Source organism: Polaribacter sp. Hel1_85, from assembly GCF_000766795.1.
GTDB lineage: Bacteria > Bacteroidota > Bacteroidia > Flavobacteriales > Flavobacteriaceae > Polaribacter.
The window spans coordinates 486,242-508,832 of the sequence record NZ_JPDS01000001.1; the positions used below are offsets into that span (position 1 = coordinate 486,242).

Here is a 22,591-nt window from a genome sequence, read left to right on the forward strand (position 1 = left end):
AAAATAAAAAATATGCATAAAAATAAAAAAATAGCAGTCTTATCACATTTACTTGTTTGGTTTATGTTATTCTGTATGCCCTATTTATTATCTTATGGACAAGCACAAGAAATCAATAGAGTAATTGCGCATTTTTGGATTCCGTTAGTATTTTCTGCTATTATCTTTTATTTCAATTATTTTGTATTAATTGATCGGTTTTTATTTCCTAAAAAAATGGTTCAGTTTATCATTATAAACGTTTTAATTATTGTTTTTTTCTTATTCTTAAAGGAATATATAGAAGACACTTTTTATCAGGATCTTGTAAAAAAACGATCTACAGAAACTGAAGGTGGAAGACCTCCATTTAAGATGTTTATTTATGTACAAATACTCTCTTACATGGCACCTTTATTGTTTTCAATTGCTTTAAAATCAACAAAACGATGGGTACAAACAGAAGCAGAACGTAAAGAAGCAGCTAATTTTAAGTTAAAATCAGAAATACAACATTTACGATATCAATTACAACCACATTTCTTTTTTAATTCATTGAATAATATTTATTCAATGGTAGATATCTCTCCAGAACAAGCTAAAAGTTCTATACATAGTTTAAGTAAATTAATGCGATATATGTTATACGAAACAAATGTTGAGCAAATTTTATTATCAAAAGAAATCGATTTTATGAAAAAGTATATCGATTTAATGAAGTTACGCGTTTCAGATAAAACAATCGTAAATTATCATTTTCCTTCAGAAGAAACAGGTGTAAAAATTGCTCCTTTGTTGTTTATTTCTTTAATAGAAAACGCTTTTAAACATGGAGTTTCTGCACATAACGAAAGTTTGATAGAAATAAATATGACTTGTAAAGATCAAAAAGTTTTATTTACTATTAAAAACGATAATTACCCAAAACAAACTACAGATAAAAGTGGGTCTGGAATAGGATTACAAAATCTAGAAAAGCGTCTTCAATTATTATATCCAAATAAATATAGTTTTAAAACCAGTGTAAAAGACAATCGTTTTTTAGTAAATTTAGAATTAGAAACATAAACTTATGAGCGCTGTTAAAATTACCTGTGTTATTGTAGATGATGAGCCAATGGCTCTAAAACTGGTAGAAAGTTATGTAAAAAAAACACCTTTCTTAGATCTTAAAAAAAAGTGTAGTAGTGCTATTGAAGCTTTAGAGTTTATAAAAGAAGAAACTGTAGATTTACTTTTTTTAGATATTCAAATGCCAGATTTAACTGGGTTAGAATTTTCTAAAATGCTACCTAAAGAAACACGTGTAATTTTTACTACAGCTTTTGATCAATATGCTCTAGAAGGTTTTAAGGTGGAAGCTTTAGATTACTTACTAAAACCTTTTGATTATGCTGAGTTTTTATCTGCAGCAAATAAAGCAAGTACTTGGTTTTCTATGGTAAAAGGAAAGCAAGAATCAATTGTTTCTAAAGAAAAAGAGTTCCTATTTGTTAAATCAGAATACAAGCAACTACGTATTAAATTGGCAGATGTTTTATATTTTGAAGGTTTAAAGGATTATATCAAAATATATTTAAAAGACGAGCCTAAACCTATTTTAACATTAATGAGTTTAAAATTAATTGAAGAAGAATTACCCAATACTCAATTTTTGCGTGTGCACAGGTCTTTTATTGTATCCTTAAATAATGTTGAGGTTATAGAAAGAAGTCAAATCGTTATCAATAAACAGCGGATAACAGTTTCTGAACAATACAAACCAAAATTCTTAGAATTTATAAATAACAACTCTTTATAACAGTATTTACTTTTAGCTTCTTCTATAAATTTACTTCATTGAGAGGTAAATAATCACGCTTCGTCTATTCCGTTTTGTGATAGTAATATGTAGAGCTACTTTTGAATAAATATTAAAAATTTAAATATCTATTTATGAAGAAAATCTTACTATCATTAGTTTTAATGATGACCTTGCTAAATTGTAATAGTATAAAAAACATTGGATCTCCAACAAATATTAAACAAGCTGCAACTTTATTAAGTTCTTTAAACTCAAACTCTACAGAAAAAGAAATTTCTAGTCTTTTTAACTTATTAGATATTAACAAAGATGCTACCATTGGTAATACAGAAGCTATTGGTGCAATAGAAGAAAATTTTAATGTATTAGATACAGACAATAATTTTAGTATAAACCTTACAGAGTTAAAAGGTTTACTTGCCTTATTAGAGTAACAGAAACAGATATCAAAAAGGGATTTCTAATCAGAAATATTAAAGTAGTTATCTCTTTAGAAATTGAGCTTAAAAAAGAAAATACATCACTATTTTTTTACTTTTTAATATATTTTTAACAACTATCTTTTTAAACTATTAACCAATAATCAGGTCTAAGAAGTAGAAGATAGAAAATTAATAAATTATGAAATCACAGATAAAAATATACGGAATAGCTGCATTACTTTTAGCTTCATTTACACTACAAACTTCTGCTCAAACAAGGAGAGATTCAAAAGTAAAAAAGACAACTGTAAAAAGAAATACTAGCAATAGAACTGTTAGTAAAAGAGTACCAAGAACAAAAGTAACGTATAAAAAAAAGCAACGAAAAATAGTATCAGTAAGAAACATACCTAATAGAAAAATTATTAAACATAAAGGGCATAATTATTACTATGCCAATAATAGATTTTACACGTATTCTAGAGGTCGATATATTGTAATTACCCCAAAATTAGGTTTTAGAATAAATATTTTACCAAGAAATTATAGAACTATAAGATTTAATAACCGTAATTATTATAATGTAGAAGGTGTTTTTTATGTGCAAATAAACAATGAATACGAAGTAGTAGATCCAGAAGTTGGTACAATTGTTTATGAATTACCTAATGATTATGAGAAAGTAACTATAGATGGACAAACCTATTATGAGTTTGCCAACATTTTATATGAAAAAATACAAGTGAATGGTACTAGAGCTTATGAAGTAGTAGGTGTCATAGAAATGAAATAAAGATTTAGTTTGGTTAGTTAATTGTTGAGAAGGAGTATCATTATTAAATGATACTCCTTCTCTTTTTTTTGATTATACAGCATTTTTATTATGCATAAAAATTATCTTGAAGTGTTGTTTAGTAATTTTTAAATCTTTTGAGAGTAGTAAAATCGTTAGTAGGTTCCATTGATAAGGTCTAAAACAAGTTTATTATTACTTGTTTATTGAATTTTTAAATTATATAATTGTCTTTTTAAATTAAAAAATGATGAAAAAATTTATTTGTTTAGCAATAATCCTAAGTTCGTTAAGTACGTTTTCACAGAAAAATAATTCAGCTGCAGAATTTGATGAAATAGTGTTAGATGGTAAAAAAGCTTATATGAATATTAAAACAGGAGAAATTGTTACAGATATCTCAAAAAAAGCATCTAATAGTGAGTCTGAACATAATAATCTTGCTATTTTAAACTCTAATAATTCTCTTATTCATTCTGTTAAAAAAGGAGAAACATTATCTTCTATTTCTAGAACTTACGGAATTACAATGTCTCAATTAAAAGATTTAAACGCCAACATTAATTTTAATAATATCAAAATTAATCAGATAATATTAATTAATAATATTAATAAAAAAATTGATGAAGTAGCTTCTAATGAATACGTTGTAAAAAAAGAAGATACTTTATATTATATTTCTAAAATGTTTAAGATTTCAGTGAGTGATTTAAAAAGAATCAACAATTTAGATTCCAACTTGATTTCTATAGGCCAAAAAATTAGATTTAAATAATTGGTAACTACTTTTTATAAAGTATAACGTTGCTCGTCAATAGAAGAAGCTCTCAATAATTGATTAAATTTTCTAATTAAATTAAAATCGCGTGTAATTTCAGTAGAAACTCCAATTCCAGAAATACCAGTTTCTAAAATAGCTGTAACATCTTCTGTAGTTATGCCTCCAGAACCTATAATAGGAGTTTCTGTTTTTAAAGAATCAATAATTGCAGCATATCCTTTTAAACCTAAAACGTTTGCTATATTGTTTTTACTTGTAGAAGATTTAAAAGGGCTTAAACGAATATAATCGATTTCTTTACTCAATAATTTTTCACAATCTTGTATGGTATTTGCTGTTGCTCCAATAATTTGCCAAGTATATAAATGTGTTCTTGCAATAGTAGGGCAGGAGTCCGTTTTTTCTAAATGAACACCATCAGCTTTTATGGTTTTCGCTACTTTATAATATGAGGTTATAAGCAATCTTGTTTGAAAATGAGCCGTAATTTCTCTAGCTTCCTCTGCTAATTTTAAATATTTTTTTTCTGAGATACCTTTTAGAGATAATTCCACTAATTCTGCACCACTAGAACATGCTTTTTGAATGTTTTCTAGATGTTCTTTTGGAGAATTTCCTTGAGAGATATAATGTAATTTAGGTATTACCATGTTTTTGTTTCTTTGTTGAGAATTATAAATAACTTCTCGATTGCAATAGAGGAAATAGTTTTAATTAATTATAGTAAATCTAAATTGAAACTTTTTTAGCATATTGCATAAAATAAGATTCAAAACGTTTTAATGTTGGATGTGTTTTTTCTGAATAAATTACATACTGACATTTATGAATACTTTGTGTAATTGCCAAAACAGCAGCGTAAGAAGTTTTATCAACTAAAAACTCTGCATCATCAATACTAAATATCTTTAATTGAGTTGTATTTACACCTTCTAACAACAACAATTTATTCATTGTATTTGGTGTAGTAATAAGTATGTCTACACCTTCAAATATTTCTGATTTCAATAGCTCGATATGCTGTTTTTCATCACATCCATAAACACGTAAAGTAGTATGTCTTGTATACGCAATAAATGCTTCATACATTGCCAATACTTGTTCATTATTTTTTACTAAAACAACAGCTCTTGGTGCAGATCCAACTTCCACACATTTTAATTTCTGTAGAGTTGTCAATATAATTGTTGTTGTTTTACCACTATTTTTTGGAGCTGAACAAAAAAGATTTGCCCCACTTTTTATTACAGGAATACTTTTTGTCTGAAATAGTGTAGGAGTGCTTATTTCGAAGTCTGCTAGTTTCTCTTTTATTTCGGAATGTAATTTTTTAAAAGGCATAGTGTAAAAAAGTAATTGTTAAGCATAAAAATGAGGGCAAATATACAACTTAATTGATGTACTTATTTTAAGAACTCACTTTTTACAAATTCACTTTTTATACCTTAATATTTTTCAAATGAACCTTTAAAATTATTCTGCATTTTTCCAGGCATCTTTTATAAAAATTAAATCTTTTTGAATACGTTTAAAGACTTCTTTTTTAGGAATCATTATTTTGTTAGATCCTTTTTCTGCACCACCCAAATCGTATTCTACATGCAAGGAAACAGGTACATTTATTTTATATTTTTTTAGCAAAGAAAAGTAACGATTAAAATCAACCATACCTTCACCTAAAGGAACATTTATTGGTTGCCATTTTCCATCAACAACTCCCCACTTAGCATCTTTTAATACAATAGAGTTTATATATGGTTTTATACGTCTTAATCCCAATTCCCAACTTTCACCACCTTCAATTACAGCATGTCTAATATCGTATTGACTTCCCATAAATTGACCCTTTGTAGCTTCTAAAATTGGAAGCAAATCCCAAACTGGTGCCCCAACATTCATTCCAGAATTATTTTGATAACCTCCAATAAGTCCTAATTTTTTATTTAGAAGTTCTAATTCTTTTGCATTTTTTCCAAATATAGTTTGACTTTCAGTTATAGCAATTCCTTCAGAGTATTTTAACCAATCTGTTCTGTAATGACTAAAACCTAATTTACTTGCAGTTTCTAGCACATTAATATTTGTTTTATCATGTGCATCCCAAACATTGGTAGACATCATTTTGGGCATAAGTCCACACTTTTTCATAGCCTCAACAGCTTTTGGTAAATCTTCAGAAACTCTTGTTGGCAATACATGTCCTTTTCTTCTAACCGTTAAATCAAGTCCATCAAAACCCATTTCTGCAGCAGCTTCAGACATGTTATTATAATCAAGAAATTGTAGGTGCTTAGAAAACAAATGTACATTTAGTTTCTCTTCAGATGCAATAAAAGGTGTTTGTAAAAACGGCGATGTAAAAGACATAAATGGAATGGCACTTAAGGCCAACCCAGAAAGTTTGGTAAATTCTCTTCTAGAAAAGTTCTCTATTTTCTTATTCATTGCTATATAGATTTTGGTTTAAATAATAAAAAAACATACACTAAGCTAAGATACATAAAATTGGTTAACCAGTTTTATTAAAAAACAATATTCTATTTACGGTTTATATATTTAATAGCTAAAATTAACAAACTACAACAACGAAAATTCAACACTGTTTTTGTTATTTAATAGGATAAAAATGCACTGTTTTAAATGACAAAAAGATGAATAAATAAAATGTATGTTCTTTATTGATTTAGGTCATTGTAAGATGAGTTTTTTCAACCTATTTTTGATATTATATCTATAATTAAACTAATTATGAAAAAAATAAAATGGATTATTCCATTAATTTTAGCAATAGGGATTTTAGTTTATTTTATTGTGCTAAAACCTAAAGTAGCTGCCAAAAATATAGAGTTCACTTATACCTCAATAGAAAAAGGAAACATTGAATCTGTAGTTTCGAGCACAGGAACTTTAGAGGCTATTAATACCGTTGAAATAGGAACACAAATTTCTGGGACAATAAAAAGAATATATGTTGATTATAATGAGAAGGTAAAAGCTGGACAACTGTTAGCTGAAATGGATTTAAAATTATTAAAAACAAGCTTAATAAGTGCTCAAGCTAATTTAGCTGTAAGTAAAGCACAATTAAACCAGGCTAAAGAAGAATATGAAAGAAGTAAAATATTGTTTGAAAAAGGGGTCATAGCACAACAAGAATTTTCGAATGTAAAATATACTTATGAACAAGCTAGGGGAGCCACAAAAGCTGCTTCTGCAAATGTGAATAACATTCAGGTTAATATGCAGTTTGCACATATTACTTCTCCAATAAGTGGTACAATTACAGAACGAAGTGTTGAAGAAGGACAAACAGTAGCAGCTTCATTTGCAACACCAAAACTTTTTATTATTGCAGAAGACCTTTCTAAAATGCAAATTTTAGCAGATGTAGATGAAAGCGACATAGGGTATGTTAAAAGTAAGATGAATGTTCGTTTTAGTGTACAAACATATCCTGAAAAAGAGTTTATGGGTTTTGTTAGTCAAATTCGCTTGCAACCAATAGAGGTAAATAACGTAGTAAATTACCAAGTTGTTGTTGATGTAGATAATTCTGATAGGTTGTTGCTACCAGGAATGACAGCAAACCTTGAGTTTATTACCCAAAAAGCTAGCAATGTATTTCTTATAAATAATTCAGCATTACGTTTTAGACCTAACGAATATATGCTTAAAACAATAAAACCAGTTTTAGAAGAAAAAGCTAAAAACAATCTTCCAGATTCTATTTATAAAAAGTTTACAATAGCAATTAACAATGAAGAAACGTATGTTCCTGCAAGGTTCAAAAAAAGTTTACCTCCAAAAATAGGTGGTTTTTTCTATAAAAATGATGATGGAAATATCGATTTTGAATTTATTGAAATTGGTATAAAAACAGGGTTACAATCAGAAATTAAACATTTATTAAGTGATGATATTGAGCTAAATAAAAATATAAAAGCAATCTATGGTATTAAATCTAAATAATAAAAGAGGATGCCAAAAAAGAAAGTCATAGAAACTAAAAAATTAGGTCGTGTATTTATAAATGGAGATATAGAAGTGCACGCACTTTCTGAGATAAATATTAGTATTGAAGAAGGTGAATTTGTTGCGATTATGGGATCTTCAGGTTCTGGAAAATCAACCTTGTTACACATTTTAGGATGTTTGGATCAGCCTTCATCGGGCGAATATTATTTAGACGGCGTATTTGTAAATACATTAAACAAAAATGAACTTGCAGACATCCGCAATCAAAAAATAGGATTCATTTTTCAAAGCTATAATTTATTAGCTCGTACAACGGCACTTGAAAATGTAGAATTACCGTTAGTTTATGACAGAACAGGGCGTTTTTCTAATTCAAAAGAACTCGCAAAAAAAGCATTAGAACAAGTTGGTTTGGGAAATCGTACACACCATAAAACGAATGAACTATCGGGAGGGCAACAGCAACGTGTAGCTATTGCCAGAGCTTTGGTAAACAACCCTGCACTCATTTTATCTGATGAAGCAACAGGTAATTTAGATAGCAGAACTAGTATTGATATTGCAGATTTATTTGTTACGTTAAATAATGAAGGAAAAACCATTTTAATGATTACTCATGAACCTGAAATAGCTCAATTTGCAAAACGCATCATTTATTTAAGAGATGGTCATGTATTAACTGATGAACTAATTCATAATAGAAGTACTAAAGAAAGTGCTTTAAAAGATTTAGAATTGATCACATAATCTCACGTAATGAAACAATTACTAAAAACATTTAAAGTCGCTTTTAAGTCTATAAATAAAAATAGAACTCGAAGTCTACTTACAGCACTAGGTATTATAATTGGTGTGGCTGCTGTTATTATGACGATTTCTGCAGGAGAAGGAGCAACCCAAGAAGTTCAAAACCAAATATCTGGATTGGGAACTAATTTGTTAATGATTACTACCAAAAAAGAACATAGGGCAGGTATTGATGTTAGAATGGGGAGACGTATTGAAAAAAAAGATTTCGATATTTTACAGAAAAACTCAATATGGATGTCAAAACTCTCTCCGTTTATTGCAAGTGGAGTGCGAGCTATTGGCCCGCAAGGAAATAAATCGACAACTATTTATGGAGTCTCATCTGATTACTTTGAAATTTTAAGCAGAGAAATTGTTTCTGGTGATGTTTTTACTGAGGAAGATGTAAATTCTGCAAGAAAATATTGTGTTATTGGTGAAACTATAAAAGAAGAACTTTTTGCAGGAACAGATCCTGTAGGTCATCAAATTAGAATTAATAAAGTTCCATTTACTATTATTGGTCTTTTAAAAGAAGAAGGAAAAGGTACCATGGGACAAGATCAAGATGATATGCTAATTGCACCTTATACGACCATTTTAAACAGATTATATGGCCATCGAAGTGGATATAATATGATTATGGCAAGTGCATTAAGCGAGAATCATATTGTAGATGCCAAAATTGAAGCCACAGAACTCTTAAGAGAATCACATAGAATAAAAGAAGGTGAAGATGATGATTTTGAAATTATGACACAAATAGAACTTCAAGAAATAACAGGGAATGTAACAGGTATATTAACCTTAATTTTAGGAGCAATTGCAAGTATTTCATTAATTGTTGGAGGCATTGGAATTATGAATATTATGTTGGTTTCTGTTACAGAGCGAACACGAGAAATAGGAACTCGATTAGCTATTGGAGCAAGAGAAAGTGATATTTTAACCCAATTTTTAATTGAAGCTATTGTGTTAAGTTTAGCAGGTGGTGTTTTAGGTATATTATTAGGTATTATTGGGAATCAAATTATTTACAAAGCAACTGATTTTTACATTCCTACAGACGTAAACTCAATATTAATTGGTTTTGGTTTTTCAGTATTGGTTGGTGTTGTTTTTGGCTATTTTCCCGCTAGAAAAGCAGCAAGATTAAACCCTATTGATGCTTTAAGATATGAGTAATTTAACGAGTTTTTTGTATAATTAATAGTTACTATTTTTATTAATAAAGCTGTTTTATTATCAATACTACTAAAAACACTTTTTTTGTACTTTACCCTTCTATAAATAAATTTTTAGAAGATAAAAGTTTACTTAATAAGCATAAAAAGACGGTTAGTAATTGCTATCATAAATTAAATATAAAACTCCTTTCAATACTTCAAAAGAAGTATTTTTGCATTCAAATATTTTTACAAATGCAAGAAAGAAATTTACAACGCATTTCACTTTCAACCTATTTTTTATTATCAGGTATTTGTTTTTCTTCTTGGGCATCAAGAATTCCAACAATAAAAGACAATTTTAATTTTAGTGAAGAGCAATTGGGTAATATGTTAATGATAATGCCAGCAAGTGCTGTTATTGGTATTCCTCTTTCTGGTTGTTTGGTATCTAAGTATGATAGTAGAATACCCCAACAATTTGCCTATGTATTCTTTTCTATAGCACTATTGTTAATTGGTTTTTCAACGAGTTTACCCTTACTTATTTTTGCGCTATTTCTATTTGCAGTAAGTCTAAGAGTTTTAAACATATCAATAAATACACAATCTATTTTTTTACAAGAAAAATTTGAAAAACGTATTGTTGGTGCTTTTCATGGTTTATGGAGTATTGGAGGAATCATAGGCGTTTTGTTTACAACTTTAATGTTGAAACTAAACGTTTCTATTCAAATGCATTTTTTAATGGTTGCTATTTTTACATTGATTACTATTTTTATTGCATATCCTTATTTAATAAAAAATGATAAGGCGAATGCTGGAAATAAATTTAAGTTAGAAAAACCCAACAAATACATTATGCTTTTGGGTTTAATGGTGTTTCTTGCTGCAATTTGTGAAGGAGGAATGTACGATTGGAATGGCGTTTATTTTAAAGATGTAGTAAAGGAGGAAGTTTTTACATACGGATATTTACTTTTTATGATTTGTATGTCTATTTATAGATTAACAATAGACAAATTGATCGATTATTTTGGGATGAAAAAATTATACTTTTTAAGTTCCATTTTAATAATGAGTGGTGTTTCAATTGCTGTAATTGTTCCTGAATTTTGGCCTGCGCTAATTGGATTTTGTTTAGTAGGGATAGGTGTTTCAGGTCTTTTTCCGATGACATTTATTTTGGCAGGTAAAGCAAAAAAATATTCTACAGGAATCGTTATTTCAATTGTAGGAACCTATTCTACAGTAGGTATGTTTTTAGGTCCTCCTTTAATTGGGTATTTAGCAGAATCTTTTGGCTTGCAAAAAGCGTTTATTGTATTTATCATTGGTGGGTTTCTGTTTATTCCATTAACATTAAGTGTTTTTAATCATTTAAAAAAGATTTAAAACATAACGGTCTTCGAGCGAAGTCGAGAAGCAACACACTAAATCCCTTCTCGACTCCGCTCGAACACCATGTAGAATAAAGTTTAGATCATATTTACTCTAGTAATAGATAACTAAACTTAAACCTCAACCCCGACATACTATAAATTCAGTAAGAATTCAAAAGGAATGAAACGGCTAAGTGTCCAAAGAGTGCAACGGTCTGGACACGATAGTGAAATTTCTTGTAGAATTCAATGAAATTATAGGAAGTCTAGATTTTTTTGGTTCTTTTTTCAGCAATGGAAAAAAGAATAAGAGATAAAACATTCCAAATTAAAATACATAACAACGGTCTTCGAGCAGATTCGAACAGTCAATGCAAAAGAATAAATAACAACTTTAAATATTATTTAATCAACCTTTAAATAATCAATAATCTCTAACATAGAAGTTAACGTTACATCCGCCATAGTAAACCGAGTATCTGTTTTATCTTCAGGAATTACAATTGTTTTCATAGAAGCAGCTTTTGCAGCAATTAAACCTGTAACACTATCTTCTAAAACCAAACAATTAGTTGATTGCACACCTAACTTTTTAGCTACTTTTAAATACACAGCAGGATGAGGTTTCCCATAAACTTCGTCATCAGCACTACAAACAACATCAAAATAATGAGCAATCGATAATCTGTTAAAAACAGCATTAATAATGGGCTGACTAGAAGAGGTTGCTAAAGCAATATGAAAATTGTTTTCTTTTAGAAACCCTAACAATTCATATAAACCCTGTTTAGCGTTTCCTTTTTCACTAATTAAATAGGCAACGGCAGTAATAATTTCTTGTTCTAATATTTGAGGATACACTTTTAAAGAATGTAATTGACACCAAGTACGTGCAACATCATCAATTCTTTTTCCCATTGTATATTGTATACAATCTGCTACAGTAATTGTTGTGTTGTATTTTAATAAGATATCAATTTGTGCTTGTCTCCAGAAAGGTTCAGAATCAATAATAACCCCGTCCATATCAAAAATAAAAGTGTTTGTACCCATTAAATGCTAATTAAATAATTTTTTTGAAACATTTTGTCATAAATATCTTTACTAAACATATATAATTGGGCTGGTTTTTTTGAGACTCCAACTTGTTTTTCATCTAAGGAAACAATGTATTTTTTATTGATTAATTTCCTTCTAAAGTTTCTATTATCTATTTCGATTCCTAAGATAGATTGATAGGCATCTTGCACATCATTAATAGTAAACTTGTCAGGTAATAACTCAAAAATGATGGGGTCTTGCAAACATTTTATTTTTAGATCTTCATAAGCTTCTAGTATAATTTGCTCATGATCAAAACCTAACTCTGGTAATTCATTAATAGAAAACCATTTTGCTTTAGAAATATTCTTCTTTAAATCAACTTCTTCTGTTTTTAATAGAAAATAGTAAGCAATAGTAACGGTTCTTAAGTTAAAATCTTCATTTTTAATCCAGATTAAATCTTTAGGCCCCGACAATCGGTTAGGGTCTCCAAAAGCCTTAAACTGCTTTTTATAGATATTGGTTAATCCTGTTAACTCTTCTAATACTCTAGAAGCAGAATCATCTAACGTTTCATTCTCATATACGTGATATCCTGTTAACACATAATCATCAACAAGTACCTCATCACCAGATTTAGTTTCTAAATAACGTTTTATCAATAAAACATTTAAAGATTTTGTGTCTGTATCATAACCAAAAACAACACAATCTACCGATAAATTTAAGATTTTCTTAATTTCCATATTATAATTTGAGATGTAATATTACATAATTATTTTATAAGTAACTAATAAACGTCAAATATACACTATTTATTAAAATATGACCTTTTAAATTTTAATAAACCCTGAAAATAAATTTATTTCAACATGCTTAAAAGTATCCAAAACCCCTTATTTATATCAATTTAGAATATTATAAAGGTAATTTAGAGTATTTTTTTTAACCCTTTTTAGAAGTTTGTATTATTTTTTTATATACATTTGCATAGTAAACGTCAAAAAGACGCTTTATTTAAAAGTTTTCAATTACCATCAGTATAATATATAAAACAGAGATAATGAAACTAACAGAACAACATTTAAAACAAAGAAGTATACCTTCTGCAAGAACTAACAAGCTTATAAGTTTGTCAACTCTAATGTTTAGCCTAATTGTTTTATTAAATTTTCAGACAATCCATTCTCAAGAAAATAATACAGAAGATGAATACCAAGCATTTACAATTGGCGCTCATTTAAAGAACATGCATACATGGCATGGATTTGTAGTGCATTCGGGAGCTGTATTTGCTACAAACCTTGAATACAATTCTAAGGATAGTAAATTTACATTAGGTGTTTGGGGAGGCGCTAGTTTTGCAGGTACTGATGTTTGGAATGCTACAGAACAACAATATGTAAATGCTAATTATAAAGAATTTACAATATATACTTCTTATCGTTTTTCTGATAAATTCTTTATGGAAGCCATTACACATAATAATTATACGGGTGTAGAGGAAAGAGGAGATGAATTACATTATTGGAGTTATGATAAAACACAAGGATATAATTTTGTAGACATTAGCTTCGGATACAACCTTACCCAAAACACGTCTTTATATTTAGCGACGATTATTGGTGGTGGTTCTGGTGATTATGAAGTACAATCGGATGGTTATCTTAAAGATTCTTGGACACAATATTTAGAGCTTAAAAGCAAGGTTTGGGAAAAAGGAGACGCTAATTTATCTTTATTTGCAGGTGGAGCTTGGTCTTTAGCTACTGATAAAACTTTTTATACAGAAAGCAAAGGAAACATTATTAACGTAGGTGCTACCTTAAGTAAGAAAGTAAAAATAGCTAACTTTAGTTTACCTGTAGAAGCTACCGCTATGTGGAACCCCGAAAAAGAAATTACAGTATTACAATTAGACATCACATTATTTTAAATAGAACAACAAATAGTACACAGCAGTTTTATCAATTCTTTATTACAACTTAATATACTTGTCATTGCAAAAAAATACAATAACATTTAATTTCAAATAAAAATATTATGGACAAATCCAATAACTTTCAAGAGTTTAACAACTTAGAAGAAGAACAATTACCAGTTGCAAAACATAAATTACATAATTGGACTCATTTTTCGGGTCTATATGCTGCAGAGCATGTCGCCGCTACTGAGTTTGTTATTGGAGCTACTTTTGTTGCTTTAGGAGCAACTACTAAAGATATTATTTTAGGTTTATTAATTGGTAATATTTTAGCTGTTTTAAGTTGGAGATTTATTACTTCACCAATTGCTGTGGATACGCGATTAAGTTTATACACCTATCTTAATAAAATAGCGGGAGACTCAATGACAAAGCTTTACAATTGGGCTAATGTTATTATTTTTACAGTGATTTCTGCCGCGATGATTACAGTGTCTGCCACTGCAGTACGTTTTGCTTTTGATATACCGGCGCAACTTAATTGGTATCCTACCAATACATGGTTTATAGTAATCGTTTTAATTGTAGGTTCTGTTGTTGTTTCGATTGCTATATATGGTTTTAAAGCAGTTTCAGAATTTTCTGGAATTTGTGCTCCCTGGTTATTTGTAATGTTTACTTGTGGCGCCTTTGTTCTTTTACCTGCTTTATCTTTAGAAGTATTAGGAAAACCAATTCCTAATGGATGGAGTGATTTTTTAACTTTAGGAAACCAATCGATATGGACAGGGATTAATAGTAACGGAGAAGCAGGAATCGGGTTGACAGAAGTAATCGGTTTTGCTTGGGCTGCTAATACAATTACTCATTTCGGACTTATTGATATGGCTTTACTGCGTTTTGCTAAAAAGAAATCTTACGGATTAGCAACAAGTACAGGTATGATGTTTGGTCATTATGTTGCATGGATATCCGCAGGTATTATGGGAGCAGGTGCTGCTATTATTCTTGGAAAAACTATTGTAGAACTTGATCCAGGTGATGTTGCATATTACGCATTAGGTTGGTCTGGATTTGTGATTGTAATTGTAGCTGGTTGGACTACCGCTGTTGCAAACCTTTACAGAGCTGGTTTAGCTGCACAAGCAATTTTTCAAAAACAATCACGTAAAAAAACAACCATAATTGTAGGGTTGGTTACCATGATTGTAGCTTGTTTCCCTTTTGTATTTTCTCAAATATTACCTTTACTTACCTATGCAGGATTATTAGTAGTACCCGTAGGAGCAATTGTATTTGCAGAACATCAAATATTTCCTAAAATTGGGTATACAAGATATTGGTCTCATTACCGTCAATTAACATTTAGTACGCCAGCTATAGCCTCTTGGGGATTAGGTCTTGTATTCGGTTTTGGGTTAAATGCTTTAAATGTAATGTCTTTCTATTATCTATTTATACCTACTTGGATTTTTACGATACTAATCTATACGTTCTTAGCAGGTCGTTATGGAGCAAAAGACAAATATCCTGAAGCAGCAAATAAAGAAAAAATATACTATCAAAATATTGAAGCTTTTCAAGAAGAAAAATCAAAAGAAGAGGAAGTACCAGTTATAGACAATTCAATTTTTACAAAAGTATTAAGAATCATTTCTTTACTTGTATTATTAATCACATTAGTACTCGCTTGTATTGTTCTATTTGGTAGTTCAAACGAAGCTGTGTACATACAAAACCGTGAAATATTTTATCAATATGCATTTATCTGTACATTAATTTACTTTGTTACTGCATACTGGGCACTTAAACGTGGAAAATCTAAAAAATCTTAAACATCATGAAAACATATAAATTAAATAGCCAGAATTTACCTCAATTATCAGAAACTGTTTCTATCCCCCAATACGATAGATCTAAAGTAAAAGCAGGTATTGTACATGTTGGCGTTGGTGGCTTTCATAGAGCACACGAAGCCTATTATACAGATCAATTGTTGCAAAATGAAACAGCAGGAAATTGGGGTATTTGTGGTGTTGCATTATTAGAATATGATGCTAAAATTTACAATACTCTTAAAGAGCAAGATGGTTTATACACTTTAGTTGTAAAAGAATTAGACGGTACTTTAACAAAAAGAGTAATCGGTTCTATAGTAGAAATGTTATACGCTCCTGAAAATCCGATGAAGGTGATTGAGAAAATGGCGAGTCCAGCTATTAAAATCATCTCTTTAACAATTACAGAGGGTGGTTATAATTATAATGAAGCAACAGGCGAATTTAATTTCGAAACCCCTGCCATTCAATATGATTTAGAGAATCCTAAAGCGCCAAAAACAATTTTTGGTTATATAACCCAAGCTTTAAAAATGCGTAAAGAAAAAGGATTAGAAGGTATTACCATTCAATCTTGTGATAATATTCAAGGAAACGGACATATGGCAGAAAAAATGTTATTGAGTTATGTAAAAGTAGCTGAACCAACATTAGTTACATGGATTAATGAAAACGTATCATTCCCAAATGCAATGGTAGATAGAATTACACCAGCAACAAGTACTACATACATTTCTAGTTTAAAAGAAACATATGGTATTGATGATGCATGGCCAGTAGTTTGCGAACCTTTTAAACAATGGGTTATCGAAGATAACTTTGCAGCTGGAAGACCTGCCTGGGAAACTGTAGGAGCTCAGTTTGTTGATGATGTTGTACCGTTTGAAAAAATGAAATTAAGTTTATTAAATGCAGGACATTCTGTATTAGGAATTTTAGGTGATTTAATGGGCTATGCAACCATTGATGAGTCTGTGAACAATGAAGAAATACAACGCTTTTTAAACAATTATATGAATCTTGAAGTAACACCCACTTTAGCAGGTTTAGAGGGTGTTAATTTAAAAGAGTATAAAAAATCTTTATTACAAAGGTTTGGAAACATCTATATTAAAGATCAAATAGATCGAATTTGTTCAGAAAGTTCTGCAAAATTTCCAATATTTATTTTACCAACCGTAAACAAACAACTAGAAAACAAGGGGTCTATTGGATTTGCATCTTTTGTGATAGCTGCTTGGGCAGTTTACAGTTTAGGTAAAAATGAAAATAGCGAACCTTTAATAATAAAAGATGCAATGAAGACTATCTTAAATGAAAAAGCAGTAGCGGCAAAAGAGAATCCTGCAGCATTTTTAGAAATAGCATCGATTTTCGGAAAATTAAAAGATGCTGAAACATTTGTAAATGCCTACACAACTTCTTATCACAATATTGTAAAGTATGGTGTAGAAAAATGTATAATAACAATGAATAATTCTATTCTTAATTTATAGTTTATGAAAAATATAGTTTGTTATGGTGAGGTTTTATGGGATGTATTTCCGAACCATAAAAAAATTGGTGGAGCTCCTTTAAATGTTGCTTTAAGATTACAATCTTTAGAAAATAACGTTGCTATAATTACAAGGATAGGAGACGATACTGAAGGAAAAGAAATTAAAGATTTTATAATAAATAGAGGAGTAGTAACTGAAAACATTCAAATAGATTCAACTTTAAAAACAGGAGTAGTAGCAGTTATTTTAGACGCAAAAGGGACTGCTACCTATACCATTAATTTCCCTAGAGCTTGGGATAACATTAAGCTTACAGAAAAAGCAAAACAAATTACTGAAAATTCTGACGCTTTTATCTTTGGTAGTTTAGTGGCAAGAAATGATGTCTCTAGAGATACTTTATATCAACTTTTAAAAATAGCAAAATATAAAATATTTGACATCAATTTGAGAGCTCCTCATTATACCTTAGAAGTTTTAAAGACGTTAATGAATGAAGCAGATTTTATTAAATTTAATGATGATGAAATTTTTGAAATAGCCAAAGAGCTTAAATCTGAATCGGATTCTTTAGAAGAGACAATTCAATTTATAGCTAAAGAAACCAAAACAAAGTCTATTTGTGTAACAAAAGGTGGTGATGGAGCTATTTTATATTATAATGATGTCTTTTATCATAACAGTGGTTATAAAATAGAAGTTATAGATACAGTAGGAGCAGGAGATTCTTTTTTAGCATCCTTAACCAATAAATTGTTAAAAGGGATCTCACCACAAAGAGCAATAGACTTTGCTTGTGCAATTGGTGCTATAGTAGCTGGGAGTGAAGGAGCAAACCCTCAAATTAAAAAAGAAGAGATTAACAAGTTTGTAGATTTTTAAAGCTTTTCAATACGCATTAGCAATAGTATTTTAGTAAATAGTAAAAACTATCTTTAAAAGCTTAAAAAGCTATGTTAAGGATATTTTTTATGTTTATAGTAAAGAATAATATTTAAACAAGTAACTTCATAAATTAAAACGATTCAATAAACAGATTACCACGTCCTAACGTCCTCGTAATGATCTGTGTTAAAAAACTATTATTTTTAGTTATTTTTTTTTTAATTTATGCAATATAAACTTTGATGGTTTTCATTGTAATATTTTTTGTTTTTTGCGATAGCAAAAATCTGTTTTATTAACTTATTTGCTATTGCGATTTTAATAACTCTATCGGGTTTTCCTTTTTCTTTTAGTCTCTTATACATTTCCATACACGTTTTATTCACTCTTTTTGCAGACCAAGAACACAAGTATAATAACTTTCTAATTTGTGGTTTTCCCATTTTACAAATATGTCCCTTTCCCTTTACACTTGTTCCTGATTGATATAATCTTGGGCTAAAACCTACAAAAGCTGTGAGTTGTTTATAATTTTCAAATTTTGTAAAATTGTCTGTAATAACACTCATCATAATAGCCGTTTTCAGCCCGATCCCTGGAATTGTTTTTATTCTTTCGACCGTGTCTTTATAGGCTAATTTCCCTATTTGCTCTATCTTTTTCTCAAACTTATCTATGTGTCTTATTAATAATATTAGTACTTGTTTTAATTCTTTTCTAAGATCAGGACTCAACAAACCTGTTACTTCAAAGGATTCTAGTTGTCTTTTTGTTTGATGTTTTTGTTTTTTTAGTAATTCTAAAGCTGTGTAAAGTTGTTTAATCTCTATACTAGGTTTACTCTCTGGGCACCATCTTTTTAACTCATATTGAGCACCATATTCGGCAATTGTCTTTGCGTCTTTTTTATCCGTTTTTGCTCTATATAATCTTGTTTGACTATATCTTCTAATTATCAATGGATTTAATACACATACATTAAAATTAGATGCATGTAAAAAAGTTGCTAACTGAACATAATAAGGACCACTAGCCTCCATTACAATCCAGTCTGATGTACCAATCAATTTAGTAAATTGCTCAAATCCTCTATTTTGATTTTTAAAAATTTTGTGTATCCATTTATCTTTTTCTAAATAAGAAACATCAAAGGTTTGCTTACTAATATCAATTCCTATAATTTTACTCATATCAAATGTTTTTATAGAAAAATTACTACATTTACTTATCAATCCTAAATACAGACTTAGACGTCTAATGATCTGTTCAAGTTTATGTAGTAAGAGGTAAAGTGATTAGCATTGCGAACGGTCTTTAATGACAAATGACGGACTATAATCTTTTCCTTTACCCTTACTTTTCTTGTTAAATATTAAATCTAATTTAAACTTTTTTAAAACAGATTATTATATTTTACAAACATAGGATGACAGTTATATTATGTTATTAGAAAAAAGGAAACAAGAGACAAGAGACATAATATTAACTAAAATTACCACCCCGACATACTATAATTTCAGTAAGAATTCAAAAGAGATGAAACGGCTAAGTGTTCAAAGCTTGTCCTCAACTAGATTAGGGAATCAAATAATAAGTAGTTTGGACACTGCAGTGGAGTTTCACTATAATACAACAGAAAATACAGAAGCGTAGTTTACTAAACTGTAAATAGATTGAGTTTTTAAGTTAAAATCGTATTCATTCAATCAGCTATTTCATCAATTTTACTACGAGCATCTGTATATAATTCTTCAAATTTGTTATGCAATACAAAGAAGTTCTCTCCTGTAATACTTAAGTAAAAATTTCAATATTTTTAATTATATATATACTAAATTTTATTTGTTCTTCCTCTAATTAAAGAGATTACAAACAATACTAAAAAGATAAAGAATAAAATTTTTGCAAATCCTGCAGCTGCACCAGCTATACCGGTAAATCCTAAAATTCCTGCTATTAATGCGATGATAATAAATGTGATTGTCCAACGTAACATAATATAAAGTTTTTAAATGGTTAATAATTATTTTTTATTTACACTACAAAGTTAGAATAGAACTATTATTTGCTTTTGCTCATATAAAATTGATATTAACTCAAATGCAAATAAGTAGTTTTTTTTCATTTTTGAAATGAGCAAAGATTGAATTGATATGAATTAAGAAAAAATAGGATTTCATTATAATTTTGTTCTGATCATAAAAATAAATTAGAAATGAGAAGATATCAAAAACTATAATAACCTAATTAAAATGAAATATAGCTTATCAAATACAGCAAGTAAAACTTTAATTAAAGAAGAATTAGGTGTAGATTTTAAATATCCAAACATCTACAAACCCAGGTTAAAAATAGATGGGTATAAAGAACAAACAGTTTCAATTATTACAATGGATTTTCCCAATATAATTACACAAGGTATTTGGGGGATTTTGCCACAAAATTTTGAAGGAGATTGGAAAAAATTTCAGCGCTTAAAAACAACATTACATGTAAATAAAACTGAGATTTCAGAAAATGTATTATATAAAGATGCACTAGCAAAACGTAGGTGTTTAATTATTGTAACGGGTTTTTATACGCATCAGCTCACAGGAAAAAAAATTACGAGTTACCTAGTAGAAAAAAAGCCTTTAAGGCCATTTTATTTAGCAGGAATATATAATGTTTTAGAAGATGGTTTTGTAACATGTTCTGTAGTAAATACAGATGCCAATTCATCTGTAGCGTCTATTAATAATTTATACGAAGTAATGCCTTTACAAATACCAGAAATTTTAAAAAATATTTGGTTAGATAAAAATACTGAAATTAAAGACATTAACTATATTGTTTCTAAGCCATATATTACTAAATTTAAAGTTCAAAAAATAGCCTCTTAATGTTAATTGCTTTTTATAGTATTTATGGAGTTAGTACCCTTTGGGCAATTTTTAGTATACTTTTATACGGAAATAGACCTGCAAGATCTATTGGTTGGCTTTTAATTGTAATCATTTTTCCAATCTTAGGAGTTGTTTTCTATATACTTTTTGGTGTAAACAGAAAGAAATTTAAGTTTTTTACACTTAATTTTAATGCAAAAAGAAAATTATACGATTTAAATCATAAAAGTAAAAATATTGAAAAATTTACTTATAAATTTAATACAGACAAGTTTGGTCGTATAGGTAAGTTATTACAAAGAAGCTCTGGTTTTCCGGTTGTTCAAGGAAATAGTATTCAACTTTTAAAAGATGGGGCGCTTACTTTTGATGAAATTTTTGAGGCCTTTTCTAAAGCTGAAAAATTCATTCATATTCAATATTATATTTTAGAAGAAGGAGAATTGTTAGATAAATTAATTAGTTTATTTACAGAAAAAATTAAAAAAGGTGTAGAAATTAGAATTTTATATGATGCTTTGGGTAGTAATGGATGGAAAAACAGCGCTGTTAAAAAGCTTGAAAATTTAGGCGCAAAAACACATTCTATACTACCTTTTAAAATAGGCACAATTTTATCAACTCTAAATTATAGAAATCATCGTAAAATAGCTATTATTGATGGAGTAGTAGCTTTTACAGGCGGAGTTAATGTTTCTGATAAGTATATAAAAGCAAATTCAAATTTGGGTATCTGGGATGATTTGCATTTAAAAGTTGAGGGACCTGCGGTAGATCATTTACATAGAATTTTTATTAAAGACTATTATTTTGCTAGTAATGAAGTATTATTAACAAACGATTTTTATCTTCCTTTTCAAAAAGAAAAAGGAACTTCTTTAATACAAATTGTTGCTGGTGGACCCGATTTAAAATACCTCTCTATATTACATCAATATCTTATGATGATACATACAGCAGAAAAATCTATTTACATTCAAAACCCCTATTTTATTCCAAATAAAGCATTATTAGAAGCCTTAAAAATGGCTGTTTTAAGTGGAGTAGATGTAAAAATTATAGTTCCAAAAAATAACGATAGTATATTAGCAAAGCACAGTATGTTTGCTAATTTTGAAGACTTATTAGAAGCAGGTATTAAAATTTGTGTATTAAAAACTACTTTTTCGCACTGTAAATTAATTATTATTGATGACGAAATAGCTTCTATTGGATCTGGAAATTTTGACTATAGAAGTTTTGAATATAATTATGAAGTAAATACGCTTATTTATGATAAAAATATTACTAAAAACTTGAGTAATGATTTCCGAAAAAGCTTAGAAAATTGCATGGTTTTAGATTATAATTCTTTTAAAAACCGTCCTTTAACAACAAAATTATTAGAAGGATGTGCAAAAGTATTTAGTCCGTTATTATAAATAC

At 28.9% G+C, this 22,591-nt stretch carries 22 protein-coding genes; 15 read left to right on the forward strand and 7 right to left on the reverse strand.

Annotation, left to right across the window (positions count from 1 at the left end; translation table 11 throughout):
- Positions 1-12: 12 nt before the first annotated feature.
- The 5 genes from PHEL85_RS02095 (at position 13) to PHEL85_RS18070 (ending at position 3,773) form a co-directional block, all read left to right on the forward strand.
- Positions 13-1,047, forward strand: a complete 1,035-nt coding sequence (locus PHEL85_RS02095; RefSeq protein ID WP_036820443.1) for a sensor histidine kinase — start codon at positions 13-15, stop codon at positions 1,045-1,047.
- A 4-nt stretch (positions 1,048-1,051) separates the two neighbouring features.
- Complete coding sequence (locus PHEL85_RS02100; protein WP_036820444.1) at positions 1,052-1,780, forward strand: LytR/AlgR family response regulator transcription factor; 729 nt, start codon at positions 1,052-1,054, stop codon at positions 1,778-1,780.
- Between the two features lie 134 nt (positions 1,781-1,914).
- On the forward strand, positions 1,915-2,217 hold the full coding sequence (locus PHEL85_RS02105; protein WP_036820446.1) for a hypothetical protein: 303 nt from the start codon (positions 1,915-1,917) through the stop codon (positions 2,215-2,217).
- A 187-nt stretch (positions 2,218-2,404) separates the two neighbouring features.
- On the forward strand, positions 2,405-2,998 hold the full coding sequence (locus tag PHEL85_RS02110) for a DUF6515 family protein (RefSeq protein ID WP_036820448.1): 594 nt from the start codon (positions 2,405-2,407) through the stop codon (positions 2,996-2,998).
- 247 nt (positions 2,999-3,245) lie between these two features.
- On the forward strand, positions 3,246-3,773 hold the full coding sequence (locus tag PHEL85_RS18070) for a LysM peptidoglycan-binding domain-containing protein (protein ID WP_081965060.1): 528 nt from the start codon (positions 3,246-3,248) through the stop codon (positions 3,771-3,773).
- A gap of 14 nt (positions 3,774-3,787) precedes the next feature.
- Here PHEL85_RS18070 and PHEL85_RS02120 read toward each other — a convergent pair whose 3' ends face one another.
- From PHEL85_RS02120 to PHEL85_RS02130, 3 genes are all read right to left on the reverse strand, one after another.
- Positions 3,788-4,429, reverse strand: coding sequence for a thiamine phosphate synthase (locus tag PHEL85_RS02120; protein ID WP_036820454.1), 642 nt, complete (start codon positions 4,427-4,429; stop codon positions 3,788-3,790).
- Positions 4,430-4,508: 79 nt separating this feature from the next.
- A complete protein-coding gene (locus PHEL85_RS02125) occupies positions 4,509-5,120 on the reverse strand; it encodes a DEAD/DEAH box helicase (RefSeq protein WP_036820456.1) in 612 nt (203 codons plus the stop codon).
- A 132-nt stretch (positions 5,121-5,252) separates the two neighbouring features.
- Positions 5,253-6,224 (reverse strand): sugar phosphate isomerase/epimerase family protein, encoded by a 972-nt coding sequence (locus tag PHEL85_RS02130; protein WP_036820458.1) that lies wholly within the window; start codon positions 6,222-6,224, stop codon positions 5,253-5,255.
- A gap of 303 nt (positions 6,225-6,527) precedes the next feature.
- Between PHEL85_RS02130 and PHEL85_RS02135 the strand changes: the two genes are divergently transcribed.
- The 4 genes from PHEL85_RS02135 (at position 6,528) to PHEL85_RS02150 (ending at position 11,104) form a co-directional block, all read left to right on the forward strand.
- A complete protein-coding gene (locus PHEL85_RS02135) occupies positions 6,528-7,748 on the forward strand; it encodes an efflux RND transporter periplasmic adaptor subunit (RefSeq protein WP_052108420.1) in 1,221 nt (406 codons plus the stop codon).
- Between the two features lie 9 nt (positions 7,749-7,757).
- Positions 7,758-8,501, forward strand: coding sequence for an ABC transporter ATP-binding protein (locus PHEL85_RS02140; protein WP_036820461.1), 744 nt, complete (start codon positions 7,758-7,760; stop codon positions 8,499-8,501).
- Between the two features lie 9 nt (positions 8,502-8,510).
- Positions 8,511-9,728, forward strand: coding sequence for an ABC transporter permease (locus PHEL85_RS02145; RefSeq protein WP_036820463.1), 1,218 nt, complete (start codon positions 8,511-8,513; stop codon positions 9,726-9,728).
- A gap of 236 nt (positions 9,729-9,964) precedes the next feature.
- Positions 9,965-11,104 (forward strand): MFS transporter, encoded by a 1,140-nt coding sequence (locus tag PHEL85_RS02150; protein ID WP_036820466.1) that lies wholly within the window; start codon positions 9,965-9,967, stop codon positions 11,102-11,104.
- A gap of 392 nt (positions 11,105-11,496) precedes the next feature.
- On the opposite strand, the gene hxpB is transcribed toward PHEL85_RS02150, so the two are convergent.
- Both hxpB and PHEL85_RS02160 read right to left on the reverse strand, forming a co-directional pair.
- Positions 11,497-12,144, reverse strand: coding sequence for a hexitol phosphatase HxpB (hxpB, locus tag PHEL85_RS02155; RefSeq protein ID WP_036820469.1), 648 nt, complete (start codon positions 12,142-12,144; stop codon positions 11,497-11,499).
- Positions 12,144-12,881, reverse strand: coding sequence for an NUDIX hydrolase (locus tag PHEL85_RS02160; RefSeq protein ID WP_036820471.1), 738 nt, complete (start codon positions 12,879-12,881; stop codon positions 12,144-12,146). Before PHEL85_RS02160 ends, hxpB begins: the two co-directional genes overlap by 1 nt.
- Before the next feature lie 317 nt (positions 12,882-13,198).
- Here PHEL85_RS02160 and PHEL85_RS02165 point away from each other — a divergent pair, with 317 nt between their 5' ends.
- The 4 genes from PHEL85_RS02165 (at position 13,199) to PHEL85_RS02180 (ending at position 18,278) form a co-directional block, all read left to right on the forward strand.
- Entirely contained in the window at positions 13,199-14,071 is an 873-nt protein-coding gene (locus PHEL85_RS02165) for a hypothetical protein (RefSeq protein ID WP_052108421.1), read from the forward strand.
- Positions 14,072-14,178: 107 nt separating this feature from the next.
- A complete protein-coding gene (locus PHEL85_RS02170) occupies positions 14,179-15,894 on the forward strand; it encodes a purine-cytosine permease family protein (protein ID WP_036820473.1) in 1,716 nt (571 codons plus the stop codon).
- Between the two features lie 5 nt (positions 15,895-15,899).
- Positions 15,900-17,393, forward strand: a complete 1,494-nt coding sequence (locus PHEL85_RS02175; RefSeq protein ID WP_036820476.1) for a mannitol dehydrogenase family protein — start codon at positions 15,900-15,902, stop codon at positions 17,391-17,393.
- A 3-nt stretch (positions 17,394-17,396) separates the two neighbouring features.
- The gene (locus tag PHEL85_RS02180; RefSeq protein ID WP_036820479.1) at positions 17,397-18,278 is read left to right on the forward strand and encodes a carbohydrate kinase family protein; all 882 of its coding nucleotides are present in this window, start codon (positions 17,397-17,399) and stop codon (positions 18,276-18,278) included.
- Positions 18,279-18,499: 221 nt separating this feature from the next.
- Here PHEL85_RS02180 and PHEL85_RS02185 read toward each other — a convergent pair whose 3' ends face one another.
- Positions 18,500-19,471, reverse strand: a complete 972-nt coding sequence (locus PHEL85_RS02185; protein WP_036820483.1) for an IS110 family transposase — start codon at positions 19,469-19,471, stop codon at positions 18,500-18,502.
- 641 nt (positions 19,472-20,112) lie between these two features.
- On the reverse strand, positions 20,113-20,277 hold the full coding sequence (locus PHEL85_RS17580) for a DUF1328 family protein (protein WP_036820489.1): 165 nt from the start codon (positions 20,275-20,277) through the stop codon (positions 20,113-20,115).
- A 256-nt stretch (positions 20,278-20,533) separates the two neighbouring features.
- Between PHEL85_RS17580 and PHEL85_RS02200 the strand changes: the two genes are divergently transcribed.
- Both PHEL85_RS02200 and cls read left to right on the forward strand, forming a co-directional pair.
- On the forward strand, positions 20,534-21,163 hold the full coding sequence (locus PHEL85_RS02200) for an SOS response-associated peptidase family protein (RefSeq protein WP_036820491.1): 630 nt from the start codon (positions 20,534-20,536) through the stop codon (positions 21,161-21,163).
- The gene (cls, locus tag PHEL85_RS02205; protein WP_036820492.1) at positions 21,163-22,587 is read left to right on the forward strand and encodes a cardiolipin synthase; all 1,425 of its coding nucleotides are present in this window, start codon (positions 21,163-21,165) and stop codon (positions 22,585-22,587) included. Before PHEL85_RS02200 ends, cls begins: the two co-directional genes overlap by 1 nt.
- Positions 22,588-22,591 lie beyond the last annotated feature (4 nt).

Coding starts and splice junctions, on each gene's coding strand:
- PHEL85_RS02095 (WP_036820443.1), top strand. CDS start 13: ATGCATAAAAATAAAAAAATAGCAGTCTTATCACATTTACTTGTTTGG.
- PHEL85_RS02100 (WP_036820444.1), top strand. CDS start 1,052: ATGAGCGCTGTTAAAATTACCTGTGTTATTGTAGATGATGAGCCAATG.
- PHEL85_RS02105 (WP_036820446.1), top strand. CDS start 1,915: ATGAAGAAAATCTTACTATCATTAGTTTTAATGATGACCTTGCTAAAT.
- PHEL85_RS02110 (WP_036820448.1), top strand. CDS start 2,405: ATGAAATCACAGATAAAAATATACGGAATAGCTGCATTACTTTTAGCT.
- PHEL85_RS18070 (WP_081965060.1), top strand. CDS start 3,246: ATGATGAAAAAATTTATTTGTTTAGCAATAATCCTAAGTTCGTTAAGT.
- PHEL85_RS02120 (WP_036820454.1), bottom strand. CDS start 4,429: ATGGTAATACCTAAATTACATTATATCTCTCAAGGAAATTCTCCAAAA.
- PHEL85_RS02125 (WP_036820456.1), bottom strand. CDS start 5,120: ATGCCTTTTAAAAAATTACATTCCGAAATAAAAGAGAAACTAGCAGAC.
- PHEL85_RS02130 (WP_036820458.1), bottom strand. CDS start 6,224: ATGAATAAGAAAATAGAGAACTTTTCTAGAAGAGAATTTACCAAACTT.
- PHEL85_RS02135 (WP_052108420.1), top strand. CDS start 6,528: ATGAAAAAAATAAAATGGATTATTCCATTAATTTTAGCAATAGGGATT.
- PHEL85_RS02140 (WP_036820461.1), top strand. CDS start 7,758: ATGCCAAAAAAGAAAGTCATAGAAACTAAAAAATTAGGTCGTGTATTT.
- PHEL85_RS02145 (WP_036820463.1), top strand. CDS start 8,511: ATGAAACAATTACTAAAAACATTTAAAGTCGCTTTTAAGTCTATAAAT.
- PHEL85_RS02150 (WP_036820466.1), top strand. CDS start 9,965: ATGCAAGAAAGAAATTTACAACGCATTTCACTTTCAACCTATTTTTTA.
- hxpB (WP_036820469.1), bottom strand. CDS start 12,144: ATGGGTACAAACACTTTTATTTTTGATATGGACGGGGTTATTATTGAT.
- PHEL85_RS02160 (WP_036820471.1), bottom strand. CDS start 12,881: ATGGAAATTAAGAAAATCTTAAATTTATCGGTAGATTGTGTTGTTTTT.
- PHEL85_RS02165 (WP_052108421.1), top strand. CDS start 13,199: ATGAAACTAACAGAACAACATTTAAAACAAAGAAGTATACCTTCTGCA.
- PHEL85_RS02170 (WP_036820473.1), top strand. CDS start 14,179: ATGGACAAATCCAATAACTTTCAAGAGTTTAACAACTTAGAAGAAGAA.
- PHEL85_RS02175 (WP_036820476.1), top strand. CDS start 15,900: ATGAAAACATATAAATTAAATAGCCAGAATTTACCTCAATTATCAGAA.
- PHEL85_RS02180 (WP_036820479.1), top strand. CDS start 17,397: ATGAAAAATATAGTTTGTTATGGTGAGGTTTTATGGGATGTATTTCCG.
- PHEL85_RS02185 (WP_036820483.1), bottom strand. CDS start 19,471: ATGAGTAAAATTATAGGAATTGATATTAGTAAGCAAACCTTTGATGTT.
- PHEL85_RS17580 (WP_036820489.1), bottom strand. CDS start 20,277: ATGTTACGTTGGACAATCACATTTATTATCATCGCATTAATAGCAGGA.
- PHEL85_RS02200 (WP_036820491.1), top strand. CDS start 20,534: ATGAAATATAGCTTATCAAATACAGCAAGTAAAACTTTAATTAAAGAA.
- cls (WP_036820492.1), top strand. CDS start 21,163: ATGTTAATTGCTTTTTATAGTATTTATGGAGTTAGTACCCTTTGGGCA.